Raw genomic sequence first — 25,252 nt, 5'->3', positions numbered from 1 at the left:
CTATACCCGAGGCGGGTGGGCAAAGATCGCAAAGCTCGCGTTGCAATTTGCAACGGGCTTGCAAGCCCAGTGTGTGAGGGGAGATGCACAATCTGCGTCAGAAAACTGCGCAGCCGTCGATTATTGCATGGTTGAGGGTTTTCCCGCAATAGGGGAAAGGCAAATTACCTGCAATCGCCCCAGGAGTCCAAGCGAATCGCGGGGCCTCGCCATTCGCCCGGCAGGCTTGCCATCACACCGAAAGCAAATGGGTGCGGTAGTGGGCCAGCTCTTCGATCGATTCATGCACGTCCGCCAGTGCCGTATGCTTTTGCGCTTTCTTGAAGCTGCTGTAGGCCTCGGGCTTCCAGCGCTTGGCCAGTTCCTTGAGGGTGCTCACATCCACATTGCGGTAGTGAAAAAATCGCTCCAGCTTGGGCATGTAGCGAACGAGAAAACGGCGGTCTTGCCCAATGCTGTTGCCACACATCGGGGCCACGCCCTTGGGCACGTATTTGCTCAAAAACGCAAGAATCTCCTGCTCCGCCTGGGCCTCCGTCACCTGGGACGCCTTGACTTTGTCGGTCAGGCCACTGCGGCCATGCGTGCCACGGTTCCAAGCATCCATCTTGCCCAGTTGCTCATCAGACTGGTGAATCACAATCACCGGGCCTTCAATGCGCGGCTCCAAATTGGGACCAGTGACCACCACGGCAATTTCCAGCAATCGGTCGTTTTCAGGGTCCAGGCCGGTCATCTCACAGTCCAGCCAGACCAGATTTTGGTCTGATTTGGAGAGCGCGGCGGGGATAGGGGTGTTAGCTTCTGACATAGGGCGCATTGTCGCCGATGGCCTAAACTCGCCGCACATGGCAGCCCTTGACACCCCCTCCCCCTCCCTGCTTCTGACCCTGCTGTTTGCCCTGGCCATCAGTGCCGGCATGCTCCTCAAGCTGTGGCTTGCGTCCAGGCAAATCCGCCACGTGGCACGACACCGCAGCGCCGTGCCACAGGCCTTCGCCGCACGCATTGGCCTGGCGGCCCACCAGAAAGCCGCTGACTACACGTTGTCCAAAACACGCCTGGAGTTGCTGGAGCTGGCCTTGGGCACGGCCGTGCTGTTGGGATGGACCTTGCTGGGCGGACTGAGCCTGCTCAACCAAGCCCTGCTGCAGTGGCTGGGGAGCGGCATGTTGCAACAACTGGCGCTGCTGGCGGCCTTTGTGCTCATCAGCGGGCTCATCGATCTGCCGCTATCGCTGTACAAAACCTTCGTGCAAGAAAAGCGGTTTGGGTTCAACCACATGACCCCCAAACTTTGGCTGATCGACCTGTGCAAATCCACACTGCTGGGCGCCGCCATTGGCCTGCCGATTGCCGCAGCCATTTTGTGGCTGATGGGCCAGGCAGGCGCCTACTGGTGGGCTTGGGCCTGGGGGGTGTGGATAGGTTTCAATCTGCTGCTCATGGTGATTTTCCCCACCTTCATTGCGCCGCTGTTCAACCAGTTCAAGCCCCTGGAAGACGACGCCCTGAAGCAGCGCGTATCTGAGCTGATGCGGCGCTGCGGCTTTGCAGCCAAGGGCCTTTTTGTCATGGATGGCAGCCGCCGCAGTGCCCACGCCAATGCGTACTTCACGGGCTTTGGCGCGGCCAAGCGGGTGGTGTTTTACGACACCCTGCTGCGACAGCTCACCCCCGGTGAAGTGGAGGCCGTACTCGCGCACGAGCTGGGCCACTTCAAGCACCGCCACATCGTGCAGCGCATCGTGAGCCTGTTCGCCTTCAGCCTGGTGGGTTTTGCGCTGTTGGGCTGGCTGTCCACCCAAGCCTGGTTCTACACCGGGCTGGGGGTGCTGCCATCCATGGGGCTGCAGGCCGATGGCACAGCGGCGCCCAACGACGCGTTGGCACTGCTGTTGTTCATGCTGGCAACACCGGTGTTCACCCAGTTCATCTCTCCCCTGTTTTCACAGCTCTCGCGCAAGCACGAGTTCCAGGCCGATGCCTATGCCGCATCGCAAACACAGGCGGCAGACCTGTCATCGGCTTTGCTCAAGCTGTATGAGGACAATGCGTCCACACTGACGCCCGACCCCATCTACGTGAAGTTCTACTACTCCCACCCACCCGCTTCCGAGCGGCTGGCCCGACTCCCTCTCACCACCACACCATGACCTCCATGCTGAAGAAAAAAGACTGGTCAACGCAGACCCGTCGGGCGCTGAAAGCTCCTGAAGTTGTAGCAAAACTGGCCCAACTCGAAGGCTGGAGCCTGAGTGGCGATGGCGCCGATGTGGCCATCGAAAAGACCTACCGCTTTGCCAACTATTACGAAACCATCGCGTTCGTGAACGCGGTTGCCTTTATCGCCAACGCGCAAGACCACCACCCCGACCTGTCGGTGCACTACAACCGCTGCGTGGTGCGTCTCAACACCCATGATGTGCAGGGCATTTCGATCACCGATATCGAATGCGCAGCGCAGTTTGACGGCCTGCTGGTGCTGGCATGACCCGCACCGGCTTGAACCATGGCTGAGCGCAGCGCCCTGATGCAAGGCACCGTGGTAGCCAGCCATGGTCGCCACTGTGTGGTGGAAACACCCGACGGCCAGCGCCGCATTTGCCACCCTCGGGGCAAGAAAAGCCAAGCAGTGGTGGGCGACCACGTGCTGTGGCAGGCCGCCCCAGCCGGGCAGGGAGACGAAGGGACCATCGAGAAAGTACAGGAGCGGCGCAACCTGTTCTATCGCCAAGATGAGATCCGCACCAAGTCTTTCGCCGCCAACATCGACCAGGTGCTGATCCTGATCGCTGCAGAGCCCGTGTTTTCAGAAAGCCAGTTGGCCCGCGCACTGATCACCGCAGAAGCCACCCACATCACACCGCTGATTGCACTGAACAAAAGCGATCTGGTGGAGCCCTTTGCACGCGCCTGGGCGCGGCTGCAGCCCTATCGCCACATGGGTGCAGAGGGCAAGCACTACGGGGTGCTCCCTCTGTCGCTGACGCAATCCAGCGACGTGGACCGCAATGCCCTCATGGAACACCTGAAGGGCAAGACCACCTTGGTGCTCGGCCCCTCTGGCTCCGGCAAAAGCACCTTGATCAACCTGCTGGTGCCCGGCGCCACGGTGCTGACGGGGGAAATCTCCCAGGCGCTGAACTCTGGCAAGCACACCACCACCAGCACCCACTGGTACTGGGTGGATGCAGAGCGCACCACCGCACTGATCGATTCACCAGGGTTTCAAGAGTTTGGGTTGCACCACATCGCACCCATGCAACTCGCCAGTTGCATGCCCGATATTGCAGCCCATGCCACAGACTGCCGGTTCTACAACTGCACCCATTTGCACGAACCGGGTTGCGGTGTTTTGGACGCGTTGAAAAAGCCCACTGAGCAAGGCGGAATCAGCGCAACACGCTACAAAATATATAGCGATTTATTTGCAGAGCTGAGCCAGCCACGGTACTGATACCCAGAGCACAACGCCCGCCCTGGTCTGGGCAAGCGCTGGCAGCGACCTTCAGCCCAGCAGGCGGGCCAAGGTCAACAGGGCCAGCAGCAGCATCCACACCACCACCGAGCGCCACACCAAGCCCACGACGCTGCGCAGATGGCCCACTTCGGGCGCAACGCCCGGGGTGGAGTCGCTGTCGCCCAGGTCGGCATCCATCTCCAGCCCCTGCTGTGCAGCCATCGCATCCACGCGGGCCTTCAAAGCCTCGCCGCCCAGGCGGACATTGATGGCCCCCGCCGTGGCAGCCAGCACCACCCCATCGTTGTCGTTGGGGAAGCGCTGGGCATGGAAGCGCCAGCCCTCAATCGCCTCCTCAAAACTGCCGACCACCGCGAAGCTCAGCGCCGTCAGCCGCGATGGCAACCAGTCCATGGCCCACCAGGCTTTGGCCGAAGCCTGTTGCAGCGCCTCGCTGGCCGACTGGCCGGCCGCATGGTGGCGCGGGTGCCAGTACCGAGAGACAAACTCCGCCATGCGGTACAACACCGCGCCAGTAGGGCCAAGCCCCACAGCCGCCAGAATCGAGAACCAGGCCAGAACGCCAAACACGTGCCGGTGGGCCGCAATGACCGAATACTCGATCACATGGCGCACGATCTCGCTGCGCGGCAGCATGCCGACATCCACCTGCTGCCAATGCGCCAAACGCTCCCGAGCAGCGTCTTCCTGCCCTTCCTCCAAGGCATCACGAATGCCCGTGAAGTGGTGGCTGAACTGGCGAAACCCCAGCGTGATGTAGAGCACCGCCACGCTCCAGAGCACGGCGAAAGGCCAGCCCAGCCCCCACAGCAGCGCCCAATGGATGGCCAGGGTAATCAGCGCAGGTAAAACCACGGCCAGGCTCCAGGCCACCCAGCCGTGGTGGGTCTTGCCCGCATCGAAGTTGCGACTCACAGACAGTGCCCACGCGCGCAGCCCGGCGTGGATGGGATTGCTTCTGGACAGGGGGCGTGCCTGCTCGATCAGCAGAGCGAACAGGATGGCAAAGAAACTCATGGGACCAATGATAACGGGCCGCCAGCCACGCCATCCACCATGGTCAGGCACTCAAGAATCGGTACAGATTGCGCAGCATGCCCGCTGTCGCGCCCCAGATGAAGCGGTGCTGCTCCCCATCGTCATACGGCATGGAGAACCACTGCCGATGAATACCGCCAGCCTCAAAGACATGGTGGCGGTGGTGGGCCGGGTTCATCAAAAACGCCAAGGGCACCTCAAACACATCGGCCACTTCGTGGGGATTGGGCTGCAACTCAAAATCTGGCGCCACCAGCGCCACCACCGGCGAGATGATGAAAGAGGAGCCCGTGACGTAGGTGGGCAGCACGCCAAGCACTTCGGCATAGGCAGCGGCCAACCCAACCTCCTCATGCGCCTCCCTCAGGGCCGTGTGAGAGGGGCTGGCGTCTTCAGGATCGGTCCGCCCTCCCGGAAATGCCACCTGCCCGGAATGCGTGGACAGGTGCGCTGTGCGCTCCGTCAGCAACACCATGGGCTGCTCACGCTGCACGATGCCCACCAACACAGCCGCCTGCGCTGGCGCGCGATTGGCATAGGGCTTCTCCAGCACCACTTCGGGCGCCCAAACGGGCGGGTTTGCAAAGCGCTGGCGCAAGGCGGTTGCCGTCAACGCGGCCGCTTTGACAGAGGGCAAATGGGCATCCACCTGGGTGACAGGCACTTTGCGCGGATCAAAGCCAGGGATCGCACTCAGCGCAACAGCAGCAGGGGGTTCAGAGCGATGGGGTGGGTTCACAGCAAGCAAAAGCCAAGACAGAGAGGGCGCAGGAAAGCGGATGCGGCGCAACCCCAGTCGGCGCGAAAAAATCCGGGGGCCGCGCCGCCGCACATTGATTCGGAGTCAGAAATGAAAAAACCGCTACAGGCCAAGGCACTGTAGCGGTTTGCAGCATCCGAGAATGCCTGGCGCCTTATGCGGCGACAGCTGCAGCCTTGCGCGAAGGCAGCTTTTCCTTGATACGTGCCGACTTACCGCTGCGGTCACGCAGGTAGTACAGCTTGGCACGGCGCACGTCACCACGGCGCTTGACTTCGATGCTGGCGATCAGCGGGCTGTAGGTTTGGAACGTACGTTCCACGCCTTCGCCGCTGGAGATCTTGCGCACGGTGAAGCCGCTGTTCAGGCCGCGATTGCGCTTGGCAATCACCACGCCTTCGTAAGCCTGCACGCGCTTGCGGGTACCTTCCACCACGTTCACGCTCACGATGACGGTGTCACCAGGTGCGAATTCGGGGATGGTCTTGTTCAAGCGGGCGATTTCTTCCGCTTCCAGGGTCTGGATCAGGTTCATGTTGATATCCAACGATCTTGTCCGCGCCAAAAATGGCTGCGTCGGGATTGACGTTCAGGGTTTTGCCAAGGTTTGCATCTTGCACAAAACGGCCGGCCAGAGGATCGAAAAGCCCTCCATTATAGCCAGTCAGCGCAATTTGGCCAATACCGCTTCGTCTGCAGGCTTGAGCGAGCCCGCGGCGCGTGCCGCGTCAATCAGGTCCGGGCGATGCTGGGCGGTGGTCAGCAGCCGCTGGTCACGACGCCAGCGCTCGATCTGGACGTGGTGGCCTGACATCAAAGGCGCCGGCACCGCCCTGCCCGCCCACTCCTCGGGGCGGGTGTAGTGCGGGCAATCCAGCAAACCATCCAACGCAGGATTGAAGCTGTCGAGCTGGTGGCTGCCTTCGTCATTGAGCACACCGGGCTGCAGTCGGGTGACGGCATCCAGCAGGGCCAGGGCAGCAATCTCCCCCCCAGACAACACGAAATCGCCCAGGCTCAGCTGCACCCCCACATGGGCATCGATGAAGCGCTGGTCAATGCCTTCATAGCGACCGCACAGCAAAACAGCCCCGGCGCTGGCAGACCAGCCCTCTACTTCGGCATGGTTGAGCCTGCGCCCAATGGGAGAAAACAGCACCAAGGGCACCTGGGCTTCTGGCGCCTCGTTGCGCTGTACGCGAATGTCTGCCAGGCAGCGCTCCAAGGGCTCGGCCATCATCACCATGCCGGGGCCACCGCCAAAGGGGCGGTCGTCCACCCGGCGGTAATTGCCCTGCGCGTAGTCACGCGGGTTCCACAAGCGCACATCCACTTGGCCAGTGCTGTAGGCACGGCGCGTCACACCAGCCGCAAGGAAAGGCGCAAACAGCTCCGGGAACAGGGTGATGACATCAAAGCGCATGAAAGACCACCTCAGAGAGACAAGGCAAAGCGGTCGCTTCAGTAGTCCGGCTGCCAGTCCACGGTGATGCGCTTCTCGGGCAGCTCCACCTTGTCCACAAAGGCCGATACAAAGGGAATCATGCGCTCCTGCGCCTTGCCGTCTTGCTCATAAGCCAGCACCAGCACGGTTTGCGGGCCCGTGGAGAGTAGCTCACGCACTTCACCCAGGGCAATACCCTCGCGGTTGATGACCTGCAGGCCAATCAAATCCACCCAGTAATACTCATCACTGCCGGTAGACGGAAAACTGGAACGCGGCACAAACACGCGCGCGCCGCGCAATGCCTCTGCGGCGTCGCGGTCATCCACACCTTCCGCCCAGGCCACCACCGTGTCGGAATGGTCCTTGGCCTGGCGGATTTTGAGCAGTAACGTGCCAGAGAATGTTTTGGCTCCGCGCTCAGAGGGCTGCAGAAACCAGCGTTTGGCCGAAAACAGGGCCTCAGGGCTGGTGCTGTGGGGCAAAACCTTGAACCAGCCCTTGACCCCCCAGGCGTCGGCAATGCGCGCAACCTCGACGGCATCTTCGGGCAGGTCAATCGGTTCGAGCGTGAGGGAGGTGGCCATGTTGGGATCAGACAAAAAGAAAAGGGCGGGATCCGCCGGGAAAACCCACGGAGCCCGCCCTCTTCAGGGGACTTTAAGCAGCCTTCTTGGCGGCTTGCTTGATCAGACGGTCCACGGTAGGCGAGGACTGGGCGCCCACGCTCTGCCAGTACGTCAGGCGGTCTTGCACGATGCGCAGGCCTTCTTCGGTTTCCTTGGCTGTAGGGTTGTAGAAGCCAATGCGCTCGATGAAGCGACCATCGCGACGAACGCGCTTGTCAGCCACAACGATGTTGAAGAAAGGACGGCCCTTGGAGCCGCCGCGGGAGAGTCGAATGACGACCATGATTTATCCTTCGGGTGGTGAGCCAGCGTCAAAATGCGCAGGCCACGGAAATTTCGCAACGTTTGAGACACGCGACATGACCACCCGGCCAGCGACACGCTGCAAAGCCTGCAATTATATCCACAACCCTCTCCGTATGCCCACCATCCGCCCCAGCACTGACGCCGATATCGCCGCCATCACCGCCATTTACACCCACCACGTCCTGCACGGGACAGGCACCTTCGAGATCGATCCCCCCTCCGAATCCGACATGGCGACGCGCCGAGCCGACGTGCTGGCGCGCCAACTGCCCTGGATCGTGGCGGAAAAGAACGGCGAAGTTCTGGGCTTTGCCTACGCCAACTGGTTCAAGCCCCGCCCGGCGTACCGCTTTTCGGCCGAAGACTCGATTTACGTGGCCGAAACCGCTCGCGGCATGGGCGTAGGCCGCAAATTGCTGGCAGAGCTGGCCGTGCAGGCAGAGGCGGCCGGTGTGCGCAAACTGCTGGCAGTGATTGGCGACTCGGCCAACGCGGGCTCCATCGGCGTGCACCGCTCACTGGGTTTCACGGACGTGGGCATCATGCGATCGGTGGGCTGGAAGTTTGGCGCCTGGCGCGACATCGTGCTCATGGAAAAGGTGCTGGGCGCTGGCGACACGACTTCACCCGAGTGAAGTCCGCATGAAAAACAAAACCCTGGCCGCCTGGCTGGCCTTCCTGGGTGGGCCGCTGGGCCTGCACCGTTTTTACTTGCGCGGTCTGTCGGATACGCTGGGCTGGATGCTGCCCATCCCCACGGCGCTGGGGCTGTACGGTATTCAGCGGGTGCAGCAGTTTGGCCAGGACGACCAGTACAGCTGGGTGCTGATCCCGCTGCTCGGATTCACCATTGCGGGCTGCGCGCTGCAGGCCATTTGGTATGGCTTGCAAACACCCGAGAAGTGGAACGCCCGCTACAACCCCGCCGCCCCCGCAGAGGCCGCCCCCGGCCAAACCCGCTGGCTCACCATTGGCGCCATTGTGGTTTCGCTGCTGGTGGGCACCACAGTGCTGATGGCCAGTTTGGCATTCAGCTTTCAGCGCTACTTTGAATACCAGATCGAGGAAGCGCGAAAGATATCGCAGTAACCCCAGCGGCGGCCCAGACGCTGGAGCCCCAAACAAAACGCCCTGTTTGGCCATCAGCCAAACAGGGCGCTAGCGCTTTATTTATAAGCGCAAGAAGCTATTATTTCAATAGCAATCAGAACAACTGCAAGCTAATCCAGTACGCAATGGCCGCCACGAACGCGCTGGCCGGTATCGTCAAAATCCAGGCCCAGATGATGTTGCCCGCCACGCCCCAGCGCACAGCACTGGCACGCTGGGTGGAGCCAACACCCACGATGGCACCGGTGATGGTGTGCGTGGTGGACACTGGGATGCCAAGCGTGGTGGCCAGGAACAGCGTGAGCGCCCCGCCCGTCTCGGCGCAAAAGCCGCCCACCGGCTTGAGCTTGGTGATCTTCTGGCCCATGGTTTTGACGATGCGCCAGCCGCCAAACATCGTGCCCAGGCCAATGGCCACGTAGCAGCTCACGATGGTCCAGGTCGGTGGCGCCGCATCGGTGGCCGAAGCGTAGCCGGTAGAGATGAGCAGCAGCCAGATGATGCCGATGGTCTTTTGCGCGTCGTTACCCCCATGCCCCAGGCTGTAGGCGCCAGCAGACACGAGCTGCAGACGGCGGAACCATTTGTCCACCTTGCTCGGGCGCACCCGGCGGAATATCCAGGCCACTGCCACCATCATCAGCGAGCCCAGCAAGAAGCCCAGCAATGGCGAGATGAAGATGAACGCCACCGCCTTCAGAATGCCCGCTGCCACCAGCGCACCGGCCCCCGCCTTGGCAATCACCGAGCCCACAATGCCCCCGATGAGCGCATGCGAAGAGCTGCTGGGAATGCCGTAGTACCAGGTGATCACATTCCAGGTGATGGCACCCACCAGGGCACCAAACACCACGTGCACATCCACGATGCCAGGCTGCACGATGCCCTTGCCCACCGTGGCCGCCACGGTCAGGTTGTGGAAGACAAAAATCGCCACGCAATTGAAAAAGGCGGCAAAAAGCACTGCCTGCGCAGGCTTGAGCACCCCGGTAGACACCACGGTCGCAATCGAGTTGGCCGCATCATGAAACCCGTTCATGAAGTCGAACAAAATCGCCAGCGCGACGAGCAGCATCACAACCCACAGGGCTGTTTGTACGGTTTCCATGTTGGTCCGCCCGGTGGATCAGGAGTTCTCGAGGACGATGCCCTCGATGCAGTTGGCGACGTCCTCACACTTGTCGGTGATGGTTTCCAGCAGCTCGTAGATGGCCTTGAGCTTGATGACTTCACGCACATCGGGCTCCTCGCGGAACAGCTTGCTCATGGCGCTGCGCATCACGCGGTCGGCGTCGGATTCGAGCCGGTCGATCTCTTCGCAGGTCTTGAGAGCGGCCTCGGCCACAGCGGGGTCGGCAATCTTGTCGAGCAGCTTCACGGCATCGCGCAGGCGCTCGCAGCACTTGAGGCTCAGGTCCGTGAGGCGGGTGATTTCTTCGGTCATGTGGCGCACGTCGTACAGCGCCATGGTTTCTGCCGAGTCCTGGATCAGGTCGGCCACGTCGTCCATCGTGTTGATCAGCGTGTGGATCTGCTCGCGGTCAATGGGGGTGATAAAGGTCTTGTGGATGGCCTTGTTCACGTCGTGCGTAACACGGTCGGCCGCGCGCTCGGCGTTGTCCACATCCTGGTTGTATTTGTCCCGCAGATGGGGGTCGTTGTAGTTGGCCACCAGTTGCGAAAAGGCGCGAGCCGCTTCCACGATGCGATCAGCATGCTGGTTGAACATTTCAAAAAAATTGCCTTCGCGTGGCAACAGCTTGGCAAACAGCATGGAAGCTCCTGGTGGGAATTCAAAGATACAAAAGAACGAACGCCACGGGGTACCGTGACGGTTTTGTGACGGCGGATTTTAACCGTGCGTGTCTGCCCATCGGTGGCGGCAACCACTCACTTCCAAGCGATGGCAGGCGAAAACACACCCCGCGCCGGCCGCACGACAAGCACCAACCCCAACCAGGCAGGCCTTTGAGCGACGTTAGAGCGTGTTATGAACTTTGCTGCGTGAGCACGGAGCCAAGGGTAGAGTTTGCAGATGCCCCGCAAGCCTTACCCGACAGACGTTAGCGATGAAGAATGGAGCTTCGCTGCGCCCTACCTGACCTTGATGAATCAGCACGCGCCCCAGCGCGAGCATGATCTGCGCGAAGTCTTCAACTCGCTGCGCTGGCTGGTGCGCGCAGGAGCGCCCTGGCGGATGCTGCCCAACGATCTGCCGCCGTGGGAGGCGGTCTACCAGCAAAGCAGGCGTTGGCTTGACGCGGGCTGCTTCGAGGCGATGGTGTCGGATCTGCGCTCCATCATCCGCGTGGCACAGGGTCGCCAGGGCCAGCCCAGCGCAGTAGTGATGGATGGGCGCACGCTGCAATCGAGTTGCGAGAGCGGTCCACGTGCAGGCTACGACGGCTACAAACGCAAGCGCGGCAGCAAGGTGCACATGGCCGTGGACACGCTGGGCCACTTGCTGGCAGTGCATGTCACGCCTGCACACGAACAGGAACGTGCGCAGGTGCAGCGCCTGTGCGAAGACGTACAGCAGGCCACGGGCCACACGGTACAACTGGCCTGGGCAGACCAAGGCTACACGGGTGAAGCGGCATCCAAAGCGGCGCAGGACAACGGCATCGACCTGCACATCGTGAAGCTGCCCGAGGCAAAGAAAGGCTTTGTACTGTTGCCGCGTCGCTGGGTGGTGGAGAGAAGCTTCGGCTGGCTGGCGAGGTTCCGCAGGCTCTCCCGGGACTACGAGCGACTACCGGAAGTACTCGGCGGACTGCATTTCCTGGTGTTTGCGGTGCTCATGCTGCCCGCTGCCGCACGGGTGCTGGCTGCAGCGGGAAGTTCATAACACGCTCTAAGCGCCTTTGTGCGCCGTTGCAGCCTGCAGCTCAGGCACTGCGAAAGATGAAATACACCGCCCCCACCAGGCACAGGCCAGCCCACAGGTAGTCCAGCTTGAGGGGCTGATCGAGGTAGAACACCGCAAACGGCACAAACACCGCCAAGGTGATGACCTCTTGCATGATCTTGAGCTGCCCCACATTGAACTGGGTGAAGCCAATGCGGTTGGCTGGCACCTGCAGCAGGTACTCAAACAGCGCAATGCCCCAGCTGACCAGTGCGGCGATGTACCACGGCGACGTGGCCAGATTCTTGAGGTGCCCGTACCAGGCAAAGGTCATGAAGACATTGCTGGCCAGCAGCAGCAAGACGGTCTGTAGCGAAATCGGCAGAGATTGCAGGGCAGTCATGGCGAAGGCGCACAGGCTAGCCCGGCGCAAAGGTGAATGCAGATCCGTAAATTATGAACAAAATTCTACCCTCGCGCTTGACGGATAAGCGCAAGCAGCTATCAAAAACATAGCAAACCAGAACACAGCGCCAAGAATGGAGCAGGCAACAAAAAAGGCACGGTGTTGCCACCGTGCCTTCCATCTGTCTCGGCCACCCCGCGCACAGCGCCAGGGGCCATGGCTTCACTCGCCCAGGTAGGCTGCGCGCACCTTGGGGTCGTTCAGCAGTTCCTGGCCAGGGCCGGTCATGGTGATCAAGCCCGACTCCATCACGTAGCCACGGTCAGCCAAGGCCAGCGCACGGCTGGCGTTTTGCTCGACCAGCACGATGGTCACGCCCAGGGCGTACACATCGCGCACCACTTCAAAGATCTTGTCGACCATGATGGGCGACAGGCCCATGGAGGGCTCGTCCAGCAGCAACACCTTGGGCTGGCTCATCAGCGCACGGCCCATGGCCAGCATTTGCTGCTCGCCGCCCGACATGGTGCCGGCCAGCTGGTCCTTGCGCTCGCGCAGGCGCGGGAAGATGGTGAACATCTTCTCGATGTCGGCCAGGATGCCCGCTTTGTCGCGGCGGATGTAGGCACCCATCTGCAGGTTTTCGGTGATGGTCATGCGCGCAAACACGCCACGGCCTTCCGGCACCATCACCAGGCCCTTTTTCACCAGGTCCCACGCGCCCTTGCCCTTGATGCTTTCGCCCAGGTACTCGATGTCGCCATCGTTGATCGGCAGCGTGCCGGTGATGGCCTTCATGGTGGTGGTCTTGCCCGCACCGTTGGAGCCGATCAGCGACACCAGCTCGCCTTCACGCACTTCAAAGTCCACGCCCTTGACGGCCTGGATACCGCCGTAGGCCACTTTCAGGCCCTTGACCTGCAGCAGTACCTTGTTGGATTTTTCGGCCATTCTCAATGTCCTCCGGTGCCCAGATAGGCCTCAATCACTTTTTCGTTCTTCTGCACGGTGGCAGGCGTGCCTTCGGCGATCTGCTTGCCGTAGTCCAGCACCGTCACGCGGTCGCACAGGCCCATCACCAGCTTCACATCGTGCTCGATGAGCAAGATGGTGCGGTTGTCCTTGCGGATCTGATCGATCAGCTCGCGCAGTTGCACCTTCTCGGTGGCGTTCATGCCAGCGGCGGGTTCGTCCAGTGCGATCAGCTGGGGGTCGGTCGCCAGGGCGCGGGCGATCTCCAGGCGGCGCTGGTCACCGTAGCTCAGGGTGCGGGCCTTGTAGTCGGCAAACTTGCCGATGCCCACATAGTCCAGCAGCTCTTGCGCGCGCTTGGCAATCGCGGCTTCCTCGTCCTTGAAGGCCTTGGTCCGCAGCACGGCGCCCAGCAGGCCCGATTTGGTACGGATGTGGCGGCCCACCATCACATTTTCCAGCGCCGTCATTTCCGCAAACAGGCGGATGTTCTGGAACGTGCGGGCAATGCCTGCCTTGGCCACTTCGTGTACGGCGGTGGGCTCATAGGGCTTGCCTGCCAGCTCAAAGGTGCCGCTGTCGGGGGTGTAGAGACCGGTGATCACGTTGAAAAACGTGGTCTTGCCAGCGCCGTTGGGGCCGATCAGGCCGTAGACCTGACCGCGTTCAATCGTGATGCCCACATCAGAGAGGGCTTGCAGGCCGCCGAAGCGCTTGGAAATGCCTGCAACCTTGAGCACCACATCGTTGGATTTTTCTGCCATGTTCTAACTTTCTGCGATGGGTTCAAGTCTTCTGGGTCAGGCTCTTGCCGTGCTCGGGCGCAGGCCACAAACCGCGGGGGCGCAGCAGCATGATGATGATCATGGCCAAGGCAATCAGCAGTTGGCGCAGGATGGCCGAGTCCAGGCGGCCGTCGGTCATGGCCTGCAGCGGGCCGGCCACATAGCGCAGCACTTCAGGCAATGCGGCCAGCAAGATGGCGCCCAGAATGACGCCAGGAATGTGGCCAATGCCGCCCAGCACCACCATGGCGATGATCATCACGGATTCCATCAGGCTGAACGACTCGGGCGAGACGAAGCCCTGGAACGCACCGAACATGGCGCCCGACACGCCGCCAAACGAGGCGCCCATGCCAAAGGCCAGCAGCTTGAGGTTGCGGGTGTTGATGCCCATGGCCTTGGCGGCAATTTCGTCTTCGCGGATGGCCATCCAGGCGCGGCCCACGCGCGAGTCCTGCAAGCGATAGCAAATCACCACGCTGATGACCACGAGGATCATGAACAGGTAGTAATACAGCGTGACGGAGTTGATATCAAAGCCGAACAACTCCAGGCGCTTGCCCAGGTCCAGGCCAAAGATCTTGACCGAGTCGATCTGGCCAATGCCCTTGGGGCCGTTGGTCAGGTTGACGGGGTGGTCCAGGTTGTTCAGGAAGATGCGGATGATTTCGCCAAAGCCCAGCGTCACGATGGCCAGGTAGTCACCGCGCAGCTTGAGCGTAGGCGCACCCAGCAAAGCCCCAAACAGGGCCGCCAGCAAAGCCGCCAGCGGAATCACCAGCCACAGCGAGGTGTGCAAGCCGTTGGGGAACATCGCGGCAAAGGCCGCAAAGTTGTCCGCCAGATGCGGCGAGGCCATCAGGCCAAACAGGTAGGCACCCACGGCGTAAAACGCCACGTAGCCCAAGTCGAGCAGGCCTGCGTAGCCCACCACGATGTTCAGGCCCAGGGCCAGCATCACGTACAGCAAGGCCAGATCGGCGATACGCACCCAGGCGTTGCCAAAGAATTGCAGGATCAGCGGCAGGACGAGCAGCGCAATGCCGCCCAGGATCCAGTTGATTTTGGTGTTCTTCATGGTGTGAGGCTCCTCAGGCGCGATCCGCCACACGCTCACCCAGCAGGCCCGAGGGGCGCAGCGTCAGGATGATGATGAGCACAATGAACGCAAAGATGTCTGTGTAGTGGCTGCCCAGCACGCCGCCCGTCAAGGTGCCGATGTAGCCCGAGCCGATGGCTTCGATCAAGCCCAGCAAAATACCGCCCACCACCGCACCGGCCAAATTGCCGATACCGCCAAACACCGCAGCCGTGAAAGCCTTCAAACCGGGCAAAAAGCCCATGGTGTGCTGCGCAGTGCCGTAGTTGGAGGCATACATGATGCCGGCGATGGCCGCCAAGATGGCGCCAATGATGAAGGTGGCAGAAATCACCATGTCAGGCTTCACACCCATCAAAGAGGCCACGCGGGGGTTCTCCGCCGTGGCGCGCATGGCGCGGCCCAGGTTGGTGTGGTTGACCAGATAGACCAGCGAAGCCAGTGCCACGGCCGTCACGCCCAGAATCAGAATCTGCGTGGGGGTGATGAAAGCACCGCCCACTTCGAAAGGAGTGCTGGACAGCAGGGTGGGATAGGGCTTGTAGTTGGGCTTCCAGATGATCATTGCCAGCGTTTGCAGCAAGATGGACATCCCGATCGCCGTGATCAGCGGAGCCAGCCGGGGGCTGCTGCGCAGGGGGCGGTAGGCCACTTTTTCAATGACGAAATTGAGGCTGGCGGCAACGATACAGGCGATCAGCGTGGCCAAAAGCAAAACGAGCCACCCAGGCGCGCCGGGCATGGCCTCTTGCATCAGGCCGATACAGCTCCAACTGGTGAGTGCACCGATCATCAATACCTCGCCGTGGGCGAAATTGATCAGTTGAATAATGCCGTACACCATCGTGTAGCCCAAGGCTATCAAGGCGTACATGCTGCCCAATACCAGACCGTTGATGATCTGCTGCAGCAAAATGTCCATAAAAAAAGTCCTTCGTTTGTGACGTGCCCATCTTGCAGGCACCGAAATCGGTGCAGCCTTTTGGGCCCGACTGCCATCTAGCAAAAAACCCGCCAGAAATGCTGCTGCGCGGGTTTGTGGTCGGGATTGTAGCCAGTAGTCGATTCGCTCCCACGCCAGTATTGGCGGGGTTTTCCCGTGGATTTGCGCTCCATCAGGTGCAAACGCCACGCATAAGGAATTTTGATAGACCTACTGCAAATGATGTGCAAACTTATTACCGACCTCATGCAAGGTCGGCATAAAGAGGCAAATTGTTGACCCCGGTCAGAGTTTTCAGCCGTTTTCGGCACTGCCCGGCGCATCCGAAGCAGTGGCCGAGGCCGTCGCATTGCGCTCGCGCAAATCGCGCAGTTTTTGCGCAATTTTGATCTCCAGCCCCCGCTCCACGGGCTCATAAAAGCCAGGCTCAGGCATGTCGTCGGGCAAATACCGCTCGCCCGCAGCAAAGCCGTCCACCTCGTCATGGGCGTAGCGGTAGCCCTTGCCGTAGTCCAGCTGCTTCATCAGCTGCGTGGGCGCATTGCGCAAGTGCATGGGCACAGGCCGGGTGCCGTCCTGCTTCACCCAGGCTTTGGCGGCGTTGTAGGCCTTGTAGACCGCGTTGGACTTGGGGGCCACGGCCAGATAGACCACACACTCTGCCAGGGCCAGCTCGCCCTCGGGCGAGCCCAGGCGCTCGTACACCTCGGCGGCATCCAGCGCCAGCCGCAGGGCACGCGGGTCGGCCAGGCCGATGTCCTCACTGGCCATGCGCACCAGGCGGCGGGCCATGTAGCGCGGGTCGGCACCGCCGTCGAGCATGCGCACCAGCCAGTACAGCGCCGCATCGGGGTCAGAGCCGCGCACCGATTTGTGCAGCGCGCTGATGGTGTCGTAGAACTGCTCGCCGCCCTTGTCGTAGCGGCGCATGCGCTCGCCCAGCACCTTGAGCAGCCAGACATCGGTGATCTCTGGCAGCTTCTCCTGCGTGGCCGCCATGGCCAGGGTTTCGAGCGTGTTGAGCAGCTTGCGGGCATCGCCGTCGGCATAGGCCACCAGGCGGTCTATTGCTATGCTTTCCATAGCTGGTACCGCTTGATGGGATTGCGCCAGGGCCACAATTTGCTTTAAGTCGTCAGCCGACAACGGCTGCAGCACATACACCGCCGCCCGCGACAGCAGCGCGGAGTTCACCTCGAACGAGGGGTTCTCGGTGGTCGCACCGATGAAGGTGAACAGGCCGCTTTCCACATGCGGCAAAAAGGCGTCCTGCTGGCTCTTGTTGAAGCGGTGCACCTCGTCCACAAACACCAGGGTGCGCTGCTGCATCAGCCCGTCGCGGGCCGCCTGGGCGCGCTCCACCGCCTCGCGAATGTCCTTCACCCCCCCCAACACTGCGCTGATGCTGATGAACTGCGCGTCAAACGCATCGGCCATCAGCCGGGCAATGGTGGTTTTGCCCACGCCCGGCGGGCCCCACAGAATGCAGCTGTGCGGGCGGCCCGACTCGAACGCCAGCCGCAGCGGCATGCCCGGCCCCAGCACATGCTGCTGGCCCACCACCTCGGCCAGGGTGCGCGGGCGCAAAATTTCGGCCAGAGGCTGGTGCAAGCCCAACGGGCTTGGGGTGGAGTCAGAGGGTTTTCGGCTCATGGGGTATGGCACCTAGTGCCCTGAGTTGGAAGTTCGTTGATGAATTAAAGAGGTCGAAATCGTCGTCAGGCAAGGCGCAAACCGCAGCGATAGCCGTAGCTATCGCGAGGATTTGCAACGCAGCATGGCGGCGATTCTCGGCATCTTTATGAAACGAATCTCCAACTCAGGACACTAGGCACAACGCGGTTTGGTCAGGAGGCTTTGCCACAGGCACACGGCATCAAGGGTAAAAATGGCCTGCAGCGCTTTATCAATAAGCGCCAGCAGCTATGCAAACCATAGCATTTTCAGCCTCCCCTCAGCTGACCGCCGTGGCTTGGTGCCTTGCGGGGGCTTATTGCTTGACCACGTCCGCACCTGCAGGCGGCTTGAACTGGAAGGTGCCCGCTGGCAGCGCGGGGTTGACCTGCATGCCCTTGAACCGAATGGCCGAGCGCTGACCAAAGCTGTCCACAATATCGAGCGCCGTCAGTTGCTCGCCCGCAAAACCCACGCGCACGCTTTGCAGCTGCCCGTCCTTGGCTTTGGGCGTGGCCTGCACCCATTGCAGGCCGTCCTGGTCAGGGGCCGACTCCAGGGTGAAATCAGCGCGCAAGGCCGACAAGTCTGCCGCCGAGGCAATCAGCGCGGCGGGCGTGGAGCCCAGAGCCTGCGCCTGCGAGCGCTGGGTGACCTGGTTCAGGTCCACATCCAGCAGCCACAGGGTTTGCCCATCGGCCACGATGGTTTGCTCAAACGGCTTTTGGTACACAAACTTGAAACGCCCCGGGCGCTGGAACTCAAACGTGCCGCTGGAGGTTTTGCTGCGGGCGGCCTGCCCGTCCTTGGGCGGCGCGGTGACCACCTGCGTGAAGTCCGCACGCCCGGTGTGCGTGCCCTTCATGAAGCCTTCCAGGCTTTTAAGCCCGTCAGCGCTTGCCAGACCAGCGCTGGCAGCTATCAAAATAGTAGTGACGATTTTTTTCAAAACGAATTCCTCAAACGCGACAGCGGCAGACACCTTAGGCCCCAAACCGGTTTACCCAAGTCAGCCAACACCGCAAAAATGCCGCACAGCGGCCCGCATAGATGTCTAAGACTCGCGCGCGGGCACCAGCACTTCGCGCTGGCCGCTGGTGGTCAGGCCACTGACCAGCCCAGCTTTCTCCATGTCTTCCAGCAAGCGCGCCGACCGGTTGTAGCCAATGCGCAGCTTGCGCTGGACGTAAGAGATGCTGGCCTTGCGGTCCTTGAGCACCACTTCCACGGCTTGGTCGTACATGGGGTCTTTTTCACCGCCTTCACCCCCACCGTCAGCAGACAGATCGCCGTCACCTTCGACAGTTCCGCCCTCCAGCACGCCTTCGATGTAGTCGGGCTCGCCCTGGGTCTTGAGGTAGCTGACCACGCGGTGCACCTCTTCATCGCTGACAAAAGCGCCATGCACCCGAATCGGCAGGCCCGTGCCGCTGGCCATGTAGAGCATGTCGCCCATGCCCAGCAGCGCCTCCGCGCCCATCTGGTCCAAAATGGTGCGGCTGTCGATTTTGGAGCCCACCGAGAACGCGATGCGGGTCGGAATATTGGCCTTGATCAGGCCCGTGATCACATCCACGCTGGGGCGCTGGGTGGCCAAGATCAGGTGAATCCCCGCAGCCCGCGCCTTTTGAGCGAGGCGGGCAATCAACTCTTCGATCTTCTTGCCCACCACCATCATCAAATCGGCCAGCTCATCGATGATGACCACGATGTGCGGCAGGCGCTGCAGCGGCTCGGGCTCTTCAGGCGTGAGGCTGAAGGGGTTGTAGATGAACTCCTCGCGAGCCTTGGCTTCGTCGATCTTGGCGTTGTAGCCCGACAGGTTGCGCACACCCAGCTTGCTCATGAGCTTGTAACGGCGCTCCATCTCAGCCACGCACCAGTTCAGGCCGTGCGCGGCCTGCTTCATGTCCGTCACGACCGGCGCCAGCAGGTGCGGGATGCCTTCGTAGACCGACATTTCCAGCATCTTGGGGTCGATCATCAACAGGCGCACGTCGCGCGCCTCGGCCTTGTAGAGCAGCGAAAGGATCATGGCGTTGATCCCCACCGACTTGCCCGAGCCCGTGGTACCGGCCACCAGCACGTGGGGCATCTTGGCCAGGTCGGCCACCACCGGGTTGCCCACGATGTCCTTGCCCAGGCCCATGGTGAGCATGCTCTTGGCCTCATGGTAAATCTGCGAGCCCAAAATCTCGGACAGGCGGATGGACTGGCGCTTGGCGTTGGGCAGCTCCAGCGCCATGAAATTCTTGCCCGGGATGGTCTCCACCACGCGGATCGATACGAGGCTGAGCGAGCGAGCCAAGTCCTTGGCCAGGCCCACGATCTGCGAGCCCTTCACGCCCGTGGCGGGCTCGATCTCGTAGCGGGTGATCACCGGGCCGGGCATGGCTGCCACCACGCGCACTTCCACGCCAAAGTCCTTGAGCTTTTTCTCGATGAGGCGGCTGGTCATCTCCAGCGTCTCGGGCGCCACGGTTTCCTGGCGCTGCAGCGGGCCGTCGAGCAAGTCCACCAGCGGCAGCTTGCTGTCGGGCATCTCGGTGAACAGGGGCTTTTGCCGTTCTTTGACGACACGTGCGCTCTGCGGGGCATCCACCAGCACAGGCTCGATGATCTGCACAGGCTCGGGGTGGTGCTCCTCGCTCTCGGTGCGCTCTTCGCGTACCACCACCGCACGCTCACGGGCGGCCTTGCGGCCCACGGCCACGTCCTTGGCCACTTCGCGGCTCGCCAGGCTCGACTGCACCAGCGCGTCCATGCGCGCACCCAGCCACTCGGCCACATGCCCCCAGGAGAACCGGAACACCATGGAGGCCCCCAGCACCAGCAGGACGATGCAAGCCAGCCCAGAGCCCATGAAACCCAGCCACTTCATGCCCCCAAGCCCCACGGTGTAGCCCAGCACACCGCCCCCGTGCCCCCCAGGCAGGTAGGGCTCAAACCGGTACAGACGCGACCACTCCAAGGCCGCGCTGGCACTGACGAGCAGCACCAGCCCTACCCAGAACACCACGCGGCGCACGGCTGGCGAAGGCGAGCCCTCGGGCATTTCGCCCCCCCGCATCCAGCGGGCGAGTGATGAAAACCAGGCACAAACGGCCGCCGCCACGCACCACCACACCGAAAAACCAAACGCGAAGTAGCTGCCATCGGCCAGCCACGCCCCCAGGCGCCCCGCCCAGTTGGACACCATGCGCGACGCCCCCACGCCCGAGGAGGACCAGGACGGGTCTTGTGAAGAGTAGCTGACCAGCGCCAGCAACCAGAAAATCAGGGCCAGCAGGCCCACCAGCAAACTGACCTCATGACCGAACCGGGCGGCGCCCGTTCGGGGGGGCGACTTGGCCGCCGCAGATGCATTCAGGGTATTGAGGGAATAAGTCATAAACGTGCCGGGCAAGCTTACCCCATGGGCAGCTGGGGTCGAGGCCCGCGCCAGCGGGCCCGGCCCCTCAACTCAGGGCGTTGAGACGCTCCTTGAGCAAGGTCGACCCGTTGGGTTGGGTCTGGATGAAGGCGCGCTCTTCCAGGTCCTTCATCACACGGCTCACCATCTCGCGCGAAGCCCCCACCATCTTGGCCAAATCCTGGCGAGAGATCTTCTCGCGGATCACCCACTGCCCCTGCGCATCCTCCACCGCAAAATCCAGCAGCGCATGGGCCACGCGGCCATACACATCCAGTAACGCTAGTGACTCAATTTTTCGATCGGCATGGCGCAAGCGCTTGACCAGACCGCGCATCACGACCAAAGACATGGACGCGTTCTCTGACAGGCAGCGGGCAAAGTCTGCGCGGCCCAGCAGCAGCACGTCGGTTTGCACCTCGGCGCGCACCGTGGCCGAGTGGGGTTCGTTGTCGATGATGCTCATCTCGCCGATGTAGTCCCCCGGGCCCAGCGTGGCCAGAATCACCTCGCGGCCCCGGCTGTCTGCCGACACCACGCGCGCGCGCCCTGTGAGCAAGATGGACAGGGCATTGGACTTTTGCCCCTGCTCCACCAGCGCCTCGCCTCGCTTGAATCGGCGCTTGGTCACAGCTCCGCTGATGACCTCGGCTTGGGCCACCGTCAACAGCGAAAACAAAGGTACCCGGCGCAGCAGGTCCAGATTGGACAACATCGTCGACATGGAAAGACTTCTCCTCAACAAAGGACGCGGCTCCACTGGCGCCGCAACAGGTCATGGCTTACACAAAACAACGCGGCCCAGGCCCACAGGCACTGCAGGGGGCTACCGCCAGATTTGCGTAAGTTCTACAGGTTTTTGATGGGTTCTTACAATCGCCGTGATTGAAAACGGGCTGCCCTTGAAAGCCTCCGCCCAGCGGATACTTGGCAACCCTACCCCATTCTCCAACAGCGCCACTCTACCGGTCGGCGCGCAAAACACAGGCTTGTACCATGTCCACCACCCAACACGCGAAAGTTCTGATCCTTGGCTCTGGCCCTGCAGGCTACACCGCTGCCGTCTATGCGGCACGTGCCAACCTGAACCCCGTGCTCATCACCGGCATGGCCCAAGGCGGGCAGCTGATGACGACCACCGAAGTGGACAACTGGCCCGCCGATGTGCACGGCGTGCAAGGCCCCGACCTGATGCAGCGCTTTCTGGAGCACGCGGAGCGCTTCAAGACCCAGATCATTTTCGACCACATCAACAAGGTCGATTTCAGCAAGCGCCCCTTCACACTGACAGGCGACAGCGGCACCTACACCTGTGACGCGCTGATCCTGGCCACCGGTGCATCGGCCAAGTACCTGGGCCTGCCGTCTGAAGAAGCCTTCATGGGCCGGGGCGTCTCGGGCTGTGCCACCTGCGACGGTTTCTTCTACCGCGAGCAAGACGTTTGCGTGGTGGGTGGCGGCAACACGGCCGTGGAAGAGGCGCTGTACCTGTCGAACATCGCCCGCAAGGTCACCCTGGTGCACCGCCGCGACAAATTCAAGGCCGAGCCCATCCTGGTGGACAAGCTCAATGAGAAAGTGGCGGCCGGCAAGATCGAGCTGAAGGTGTTCCACACCTTGGACGAAGTGCTCGGCGACAACACCGGCGTGACCGGCATCCGCATCAAGAGCACGCAAGACGGCAGCACCCAGGACATCGAACTCAAGGGCTGCTTCATCGCCATTGGCCATGCCCCCAACACAGAAATCTTCCAGGGCCAGCTGGAAATGGACAACGGCTACATCGTCACGCAAGGCGGCCTCAAGGGCTTTGCCACGCAGACCAGCGTGCCCGGCGTGTTTGCCGCAGGCGACGTGCAAGACCACGTGTATCGCCAGGCCATCACCAGCGCTGGCACGGGTTGCATGGCCGCACTGGACGCGCAGCGCTTCCTGGAACAAGGGGCTTGATCAAAAAGAAGGCCGCAGGCTATAATCTGCGGCTTTGCTGAATCCTGCCCGCCAACTCGGTGGATCTTCAGATTCTGCAATCGGGTTACCGCCACCCTTTCTGGCGAGGTGAGGCCGCTAGCGAGCCCCGCGCACTGTGCCGGGGCGCCCGCAAATGGCCGTTAATAAGTTATCGGAGTGTCCTCATGGCACGCGTCTGCGACGTAACGGGCAAGAAGCCCATGGTCGGGAACAACGTTTCCCACGCCAACAACAAAACCAAGCGCCGGTTCCTGCCGAACCTGCAATACCGCCGTTTCTGGGTTGAGAGCGAAAACCGCTGGGTTCGCCTGCGCGTTTCGAGCGCTGCCCTGCGTTTGATCGACAAGAACGGTATCGACTCGGTGCTCGCAGACCTGCGTGCACGTGGTCAGGCTTAAGGAGAAGCACCATGGCAAGCAAAGGCGGACGCGACAAGATCAAGCTGGAATCCACTGCGGGTACTGGCCACTTCTACACCACGACCAAGAACAAGAAGACCATGCCCGAGAAAATGCTGATTATGAAATTTGATCCCAAAGCTCGCAAGCATGTGGAATACAAGGAAATGAAGCTGAAGTAATTCAGCGGCATTTCGCCAAATTCCCAAAAACCGCCCAACAGCAATGTTCGGCGGTTTTTTTACGTCGATGGCTTGTGGGCCCGTGATAACCCACAGCCCAACCGCTCACCCACACATTCAGGCAGCTCTGGGCACAGGCAGCGCGTCTACGCCCCTGCCCTGCCCCAGTTGCTGTGCCATCAACTCGCCCAGCGTGCGGTAGCCCTCTTCCACCTGTGGTGTGAAAGGCATGCCGCAGCTCAATCGCAAAAAATGCTCATACCGCCCGGTATTGGAGAACATGGGCCCCGGCGCAATGCGGATGCCGCACTGCAGAGCCTGGTCGTACAGGCGCGTAGACGAAATGCCGACGGGCAGCTCCAGCCACAGGCTGAGCCCGCCCGGCGGCAAACTCAGCCGCGTGCCCTGCGGAAAATAGCGCGCCACGGCCCGTGCGGACTGCTCACGCTGCAAGCGCAGCTGCGCACGCAGGCGGCGCAAATGGCGCTCGTAGCCGGGCGAATTCACGCTGCGCGCCGCCAGCAGTTGCGACCAAGTCTGCATGTTGCGCGTGCTGGCAAACTTGAGCATTTGTACCCGGGCCTGCCACCGGCCCGCACTCATCCAGCCCTGGCGCAGCCCGGGGGCAAAGCTCTTGCTGAGCGACGCGCAGTAAATCACCTGGCCCGCATCCCCAGGCCGGTCCCACGCCTTGACGGGACGCAGTGGGTGCGAGGTTTCAACAAACTCCCGGTAGATGTCGTCCTCCACCAACGCCAGCCCATACTCCACGCACAGCGCCACCAGGCGCTGCTTGTGGGCATCGGGCATCACGCTGCCTTGGGGCATTTGCAGGTGCGGCACCACCACCACCCCCTTGAGGCGCGGCTCGTTGCGCGCGGCCAGTTCCAGCGCCTCCAGCGACATGCCGGTGTGCGGGCTGCTGGGAATCTCCAGCGCCCGCAGCCCGCGCACCTCAATGGCCTGCAAGATGCCAAAGAAGGTAGGCGACTCGACTGCGATCACATCGCCGGGCTCAGCCACGGCATCCAAGGCCAGGTTCACCCCCTCTGAATTGCCCAGGGTCGCACTGATGTCACTGGGCGCCACGCTCAGCCCAAACCCCAGGGCGTGGCGGGCCATGGCCTGTTGAAACTCCGGGTGGGTGGTCGGCGCGGAAGGGCCATAGACCAGGATGTCAGGCTGCTCGCGCAGCAGGCTGTGCGCCAACCGGTTCAGCGCCGAAGCGTCAAACAAACTCGGGGCCGGCATGGCGCTGCCCAGGTCCAGGGGCAACGGCCCGGCCAACCGGGCTTTTTCCAAAAACAGGGAGATGCGCTCATTGATGCCCGCAAACACGCGGGGGTCGCTGGGCAACGGCTCGCACACCTCAGGCTCACGCGCACGGGGCAGGCTGGCGCTGCCCGGCGCTCGCACAAAGTAGCCCACGCGCTCGCGCGCCTCGACACAGCCTTGGGCCTCCAGGTGGCGCAACCCCTGCAGCGCCGTGGTCAAGCTGACCTGGTGGCGCTGACACAGCTCACGCACCGAGGGCATGCGCATGCCCGGCTGCAAGCTGCCAGAGGCGATCGCCTGCTCGTACAAGGCCGCCAACTGGCGGTAACGCGGGGTATCTGAGCGGTTTTCGGAGCGGGTCATGGCGAACGTGAGAGCCGGTTCAAAGAGAAAGAACTGAACGGGTCCGCCCATCATGCCCACAAGCCAGAAGACACAACAGATACAGAACCACAGCAACAGCACCATAACAGCGCCTTGCTTATCGCAACTGTTCTGCTCCATGAAAGCCGGTAG

General features: G+C 61.9%; 28 protein-coding genes. 9 read left to right on the top strand and 19 right to left on the bottom strand.

Annotated features, from left to right (window positions below; all coding sequences use genetic code 11):
* Positions 1-232 precede the first annotated feature (232 nt).
* On the bottom strand, positions 233-811 hold the full coding sequence (gene orn / locus CLU88_RS22245) for an oligoribonuclease (protein ID WP_099658470.1): 579 nt from the start codon (positions 809-811) through the stop codon (positions 233-235).
* A 37-nt stretch (positions 812-848) separates the two neighbouring features.
* On the opposite strand from orn, the gene CLU88_RS22240 reads away from it, so the two are divergent.
* The 3 genes from CLU88_RS22240 to rsgA are packed head-to-tail and all read left to right on the top strand — an operon-like array spanning position 849 to position 3,460.
* Positions 849-2,156 carry a M48 family metallopeptidase gene (locus CLU88_RS22240; RefSeq protein WP_099658469.1) on the top strand — a complete coding sequence of 436 codons (1,308 nt, stop codon included), beginning with the start codon at positions 849-851 and terminating at the stop codon, positions 2,154-2,156.
* Positions 2,153-2,494, top strand: coding sequence for a 4a-hydroxytetrahydrobiopterin dehydratase (locus CLU88_RS22235; RefSeq protein WP_099658468.1), 342 nt, complete (start codon positions 2,153-2,155; stop codon positions 2,492-2,494). Before CLU88_RS22240 ends, CLU88_RS22235 begins: the two co-directional genes overlap by 4 nt.
* Positions 2,495-2,512: 18 nt before the next feature.
* The gene (rsgA, locus tag CLU88_RS22230; protein WP_099658467.1) at positions 2,513-3,460 is read left to right on the top strand and encodes a ribosome small subunit-dependent GTPase A; all 948 of its coding nucleotides are present in this window, start codon (positions 2,513-2,515) and stop codon (positions 3,458-3,460) included.
* Between the two features lie 51 nt (positions 3,461-3,511).
* On the opposite strand, the gene CLU88_RS22225 is transcribed toward rsgA, so the two are convergent.
* From CLU88_RS22225 to rpsP, 6 genes are all read right to left on the bottom strand, one after another.
* A complete protein-coding gene (locus tag CLU88_RS22225) occupies positions 3,512-4,501 on the bottom strand; it encodes a CobD/CbiB family protein (RefSeq protein WP_099658466.1) in 990 nt (329 codons plus the stop codon).
* A gap of 43 nt (positions 4,502-4,544) precedes the next feature.
* Positions 4,545-5,261, bottom strand: a complete 717-nt coding sequence (locus CLU88_RS22220) for a CoA pyrophosphatase (protein WP_369827680.1) — start codon at positions 5,259-5,261, stop codon at positions 4,545-4,547.
* A 175-nt stretch (positions 5,262-5,436) separates the two neighbouring features.
* Positions 5,437-5,817, bottom strand: a complete 381-nt coding sequence (gene rplS, locus CLU88_RS22215) for a 50S ribosomal protein L19 (protein ID WP_099659077.1) — start codon at positions 5,815-5,817, stop codon at positions 5,437-5,439.
* A 129-nt stretch (positions 5,818-5,946) separates the two neighbouring features.
* Positions 5,947-6,705 carry a tRNA (guanosine(37)-N1)-methyltransferase TrmD gene (trmD, locus tag CLU88_RS22210; RefSeq protein WP_099658465.1) on the bottom strand — a complete coding sequence of 253 codons (759 nt, stop codon included), beginning with the start codon at positions 6,703-6,705 and terminating at the stop codon, positions 5,947-5,949.
* Between the two features lie 38 nt (positions 6,706-6,743).
* Positions 6,744-7,313, bottom strand: a complete 570-nt coding sequence (gene rimM / locus CLU88_RS22205) for a ribosome maturation factor RimM (RefSeq protein WP_099658464.1) — start codon at positions 7,311-7,313, stop codon at positions 6,744-6,746.
* Positions 7,314-7,386: 73 nt separating this feature from the next.
* Entirely contained in the window at positions 7,387-7,638 is a 252-nt protein-coding gene (rpsP, locus tag CLU88_RS22200; RefSeq protein WP_010463504.1) for a 30S ribosomal protein S16, read from the bottom strand.
* A gap of 136 nt (positions 7,639-7,774) precedes the next feature.
* Between rpsP and CLU88_RS22195 the strand changes: the two genes are divergently transcribed.
* Positions 7,775-8,296 carry a GNAT family N-acetyltransferase gene (locus CLU88_RS22195; protein ID WP_099658463.1) on the top strand — a complete coding sequence of 174 codons (522 nt, stop codon included), beginning with the start codon at positions 7,775-7,777 and terminating at the stop codon, positions 8,294-8,296.
* 7 nt (positions 8,297-8,303) lie between these two features.
* A complete protein-coding gene (locus CLU88_RS22190) occupies positions 8,304-8,750 on the top strand; it encodes a hypothetical protein (RefSeq protein ID WP_099658462.1) in 447 nt (148 codons plus the stop codon).
* 115 nt (positions 8,751-8,865) lie between these two features.
* Here CLU88_RS22190 and CLU88_RS22185 read toward each other — a convergent pair whose 3' ends face one another.
* Both CLU88_RS22185 and CLU88_RS22180 read right to left on the bottom strand, forming a co-directional pair.
* Positions 8,866-9,879 carry an inorganic phosphate transporter gene (locus CLU88_RS22185; protein WP_099658461.1) on the bottom strand — a complete coding sequence of 338 codons (1,014 nt, stop codon included), beginning with the start codon at positions 9,877-9,879 and terminating at the stop codon, positions 8,866-8,868.
* Positions 9,880-9,897: 18 nt separating this feature from the next.
* Positions 9,898-10,545, bottom strand: coding sequence for a DUF47 domain-containing protein (locus tag CLU88_RS22180; protein ID WP_099658460.1), 648 nt, complete (start codon positions 10,543-10,545; stop codon positions 9,898-9,900).
* Positions 10,546-10,806: 261 nt separating this feature from the next.
* On the opposite strand from CLU88_RS22180, the gene CLU88_RS22175 reads away from it, so the two are divergent.
* The gene (locus CLU88_RS22175) at positions 10,807-11,619 is read left to right on the top strand and encodes an IS5 family transposase (protein WP_099655131.1); all 813 of its coding nucleotides are present in this window, start codon (positions 10,807-10,809) and stop codon (positions 11,617-11,619) included.
* 40 nt (positions 11,620-11,659) lie between these two features.
* On the opposite strand, the gene CLU88_RS22170 is transcribed toward CLU88_RS22175, so the two are convergent.
* From CLU88_RS22170 to CLU88_RS22130, 9 genes are all read right to left on the bottom strand, one after another.
* On the bottom strand, positions 11,660-12,022 hold the full coding sequence (locus CLU88_RS22170) for a DMT family protein (RefSeq protein ID WP_099658459.1): 363 nt from the start codon (positions 12,020-12,022) through the stop codon (positions 11,660-11,662).
* 225 nt (positions 12,023-12,247) lie between these two features.
* A complete protein-coding gene (locus CLU88_RS22165; RefSeq protein WP_099658458.1) occupies positions 12,248-12,976 on the bottom strand; it encodes an ABC transporter ATP-binding protein in 729 nt (242 codons plus the stop codon).
* Positions 12,977-12,978: 2 nt separating this feature from the next.
* Entirely contained in the window at positions 12,979-13,761 is a 783-nt protein-coding gene (locus tag CLU88_RS22160; protein WP_099658457.1) for an ABC transporter ATP-binding protein, read from the bottom strand.
* A gap of 22 nt (positions 13,762-13,783) precedes the next feature.
* Positions 13,784-14,860 (bottom strand): ABC transporter ATP-binding protein, encoded by a 1,077-nt coding sequence (locus CLU88_RS22155; protein ID WP_099658456.1) that lies wholly within the window; start codon positions 14,858-14,860, stop codon positions 13,784-13,786.
* A gap of 13 nt (positions 14,861-14,873) precedes the next feature.
* A complete protein-coding gene (locus CLU88_RS22150; protein ID WP_099658455.1) occupies positions 14,874-15,803 on the bottom strand; it encodes a branched-chain amino acid ABC transporter permease in 930 nt (309 codons plus the stop codon).
* Positions 15,804-16,118: 315 nt separating this feature from the next.
* Positions 16,119-17,477, bottom strand: coding sequence for a replication-associated recombination protein A (locus tag CLU88_RS22145; RefSeq protein WP_099658454.1), 1,359 nt, complete (start codon positions 17,475-17,477; stop codon positions 16,119-16,121).
* A 337-nt stretch (positions 17,478-17,814) separates the two neighbouring features.
* A complete protein-coding gene (gene lolA, locus CLU88_RS22140; RefSeq protein WP_099658453.1) occupies positions 17,815-18,447 on the bottom strand; it encodes an outer membrane lipoprotein chaperone LolA in 633 nt (210 codons plus the stop codon).
* 105 nt (positions 18,448-18,552) lie between these two features.
* On the bottom strand, positions 18,553-20,889 hold the full coding sequence (locus CLU88_RS22135; RefSeq protein ID WP_099658452.1) for a DNA translocase FtsK: 2,337 nt from the start codon (positions 20,887-20,889) through the stop codon (positions 18,553-18,555).
* Between the two features lie 67 nt (positions 20,890-20,956).
* A complete protein-coding gene (locus CLU88_RS22130) occupies positions 20,957-21,634 on the bottom strand; it encodes a Crp/Fnr family transcriptional regulator (RefSeq protein WP_099658451.1) in 678 nt (225 codons plus the stop codon).
* Positions 21,635-21,906: 272 nt separating this feature from the next.
* Between CLU88_RS22130 and trxB the strand changes: the two genes are divergently transcribed.
* From trxB to rpmG, 3 genes are all read left to right on the top strand, one after another.
* The gene (gene trxB, locus CLU88_RS22125) at positions 21,907-22,860 is read left to right on the top strand and encodes a thioredoxin-disulfide reductase (RefSeq protein ID WP_099658450.1); all 954 of its coding nucleotides are present in this window, start codon (positions 21,907-21,909) and stop codon (positions 22,858-22,860) included.
* A gap of 185 nt (positions 22,861-23,045) precedes the next feature.
* On the top strand, positions 23,046-23,279 hold the full coding sequence (rpmB, locus tag CLU88_RS22120) for a 50S ribosomal protein L28 (protein ID WP_005797187.1): 234 nt from the start codon (positions 23,046-23,048) through the stop codon (positions 23,277-23,279).
* A gap of 11 nt (positions 23,280-23,290) precedes the next feature.
* Positions 23,291-23,461 carry a 50S ribosomal protein L33 gene (gene rpmG, locus CLU88_RS22115; RefSeq protein WP_008904999.1) on the top strand — a complete coding sequence of 57 codons (171 nt, stop codon included), beginning with the start codon at positions 23,291-23,293 and terminating at the stop codon, positions 23,459-23,461.
* Positions 23,462-23,578: 117 nt separating this feature from the next.
* On the opposite strand, the gene CLU88_RS22110 is transcribed toward rpmG, so the two are convergent.
* Positions 23,579-25,099 carry a PLP-dependent aminotransferase family protein gene (locus tag CLU88_RS22110; RefSeq protein ID WP_099658449.1) on the bottom strand — a complete coding sequence of 507 codons (1,521 nt, stop codon included), beginning with the start codon at positions 25,097-25,099 and terminating at the stop codon, positions 23,579-23,581.
* Between the last annotated feature and the right edge of the window lie 153 nt (positions 25,100-25,252).

This window comes from Acidovorax sp. 56 (assembly GCF_002749705.1).
Taxonomy (GTDB): Bacteria; Pseudomonadota; Gammaproteobacteria; order Burkholderiales; family Burkholderiaceae_C; genus Acidovorax.
This window is presented reverse-complemented; position numbering and strand designations above follow the sequence as displayed.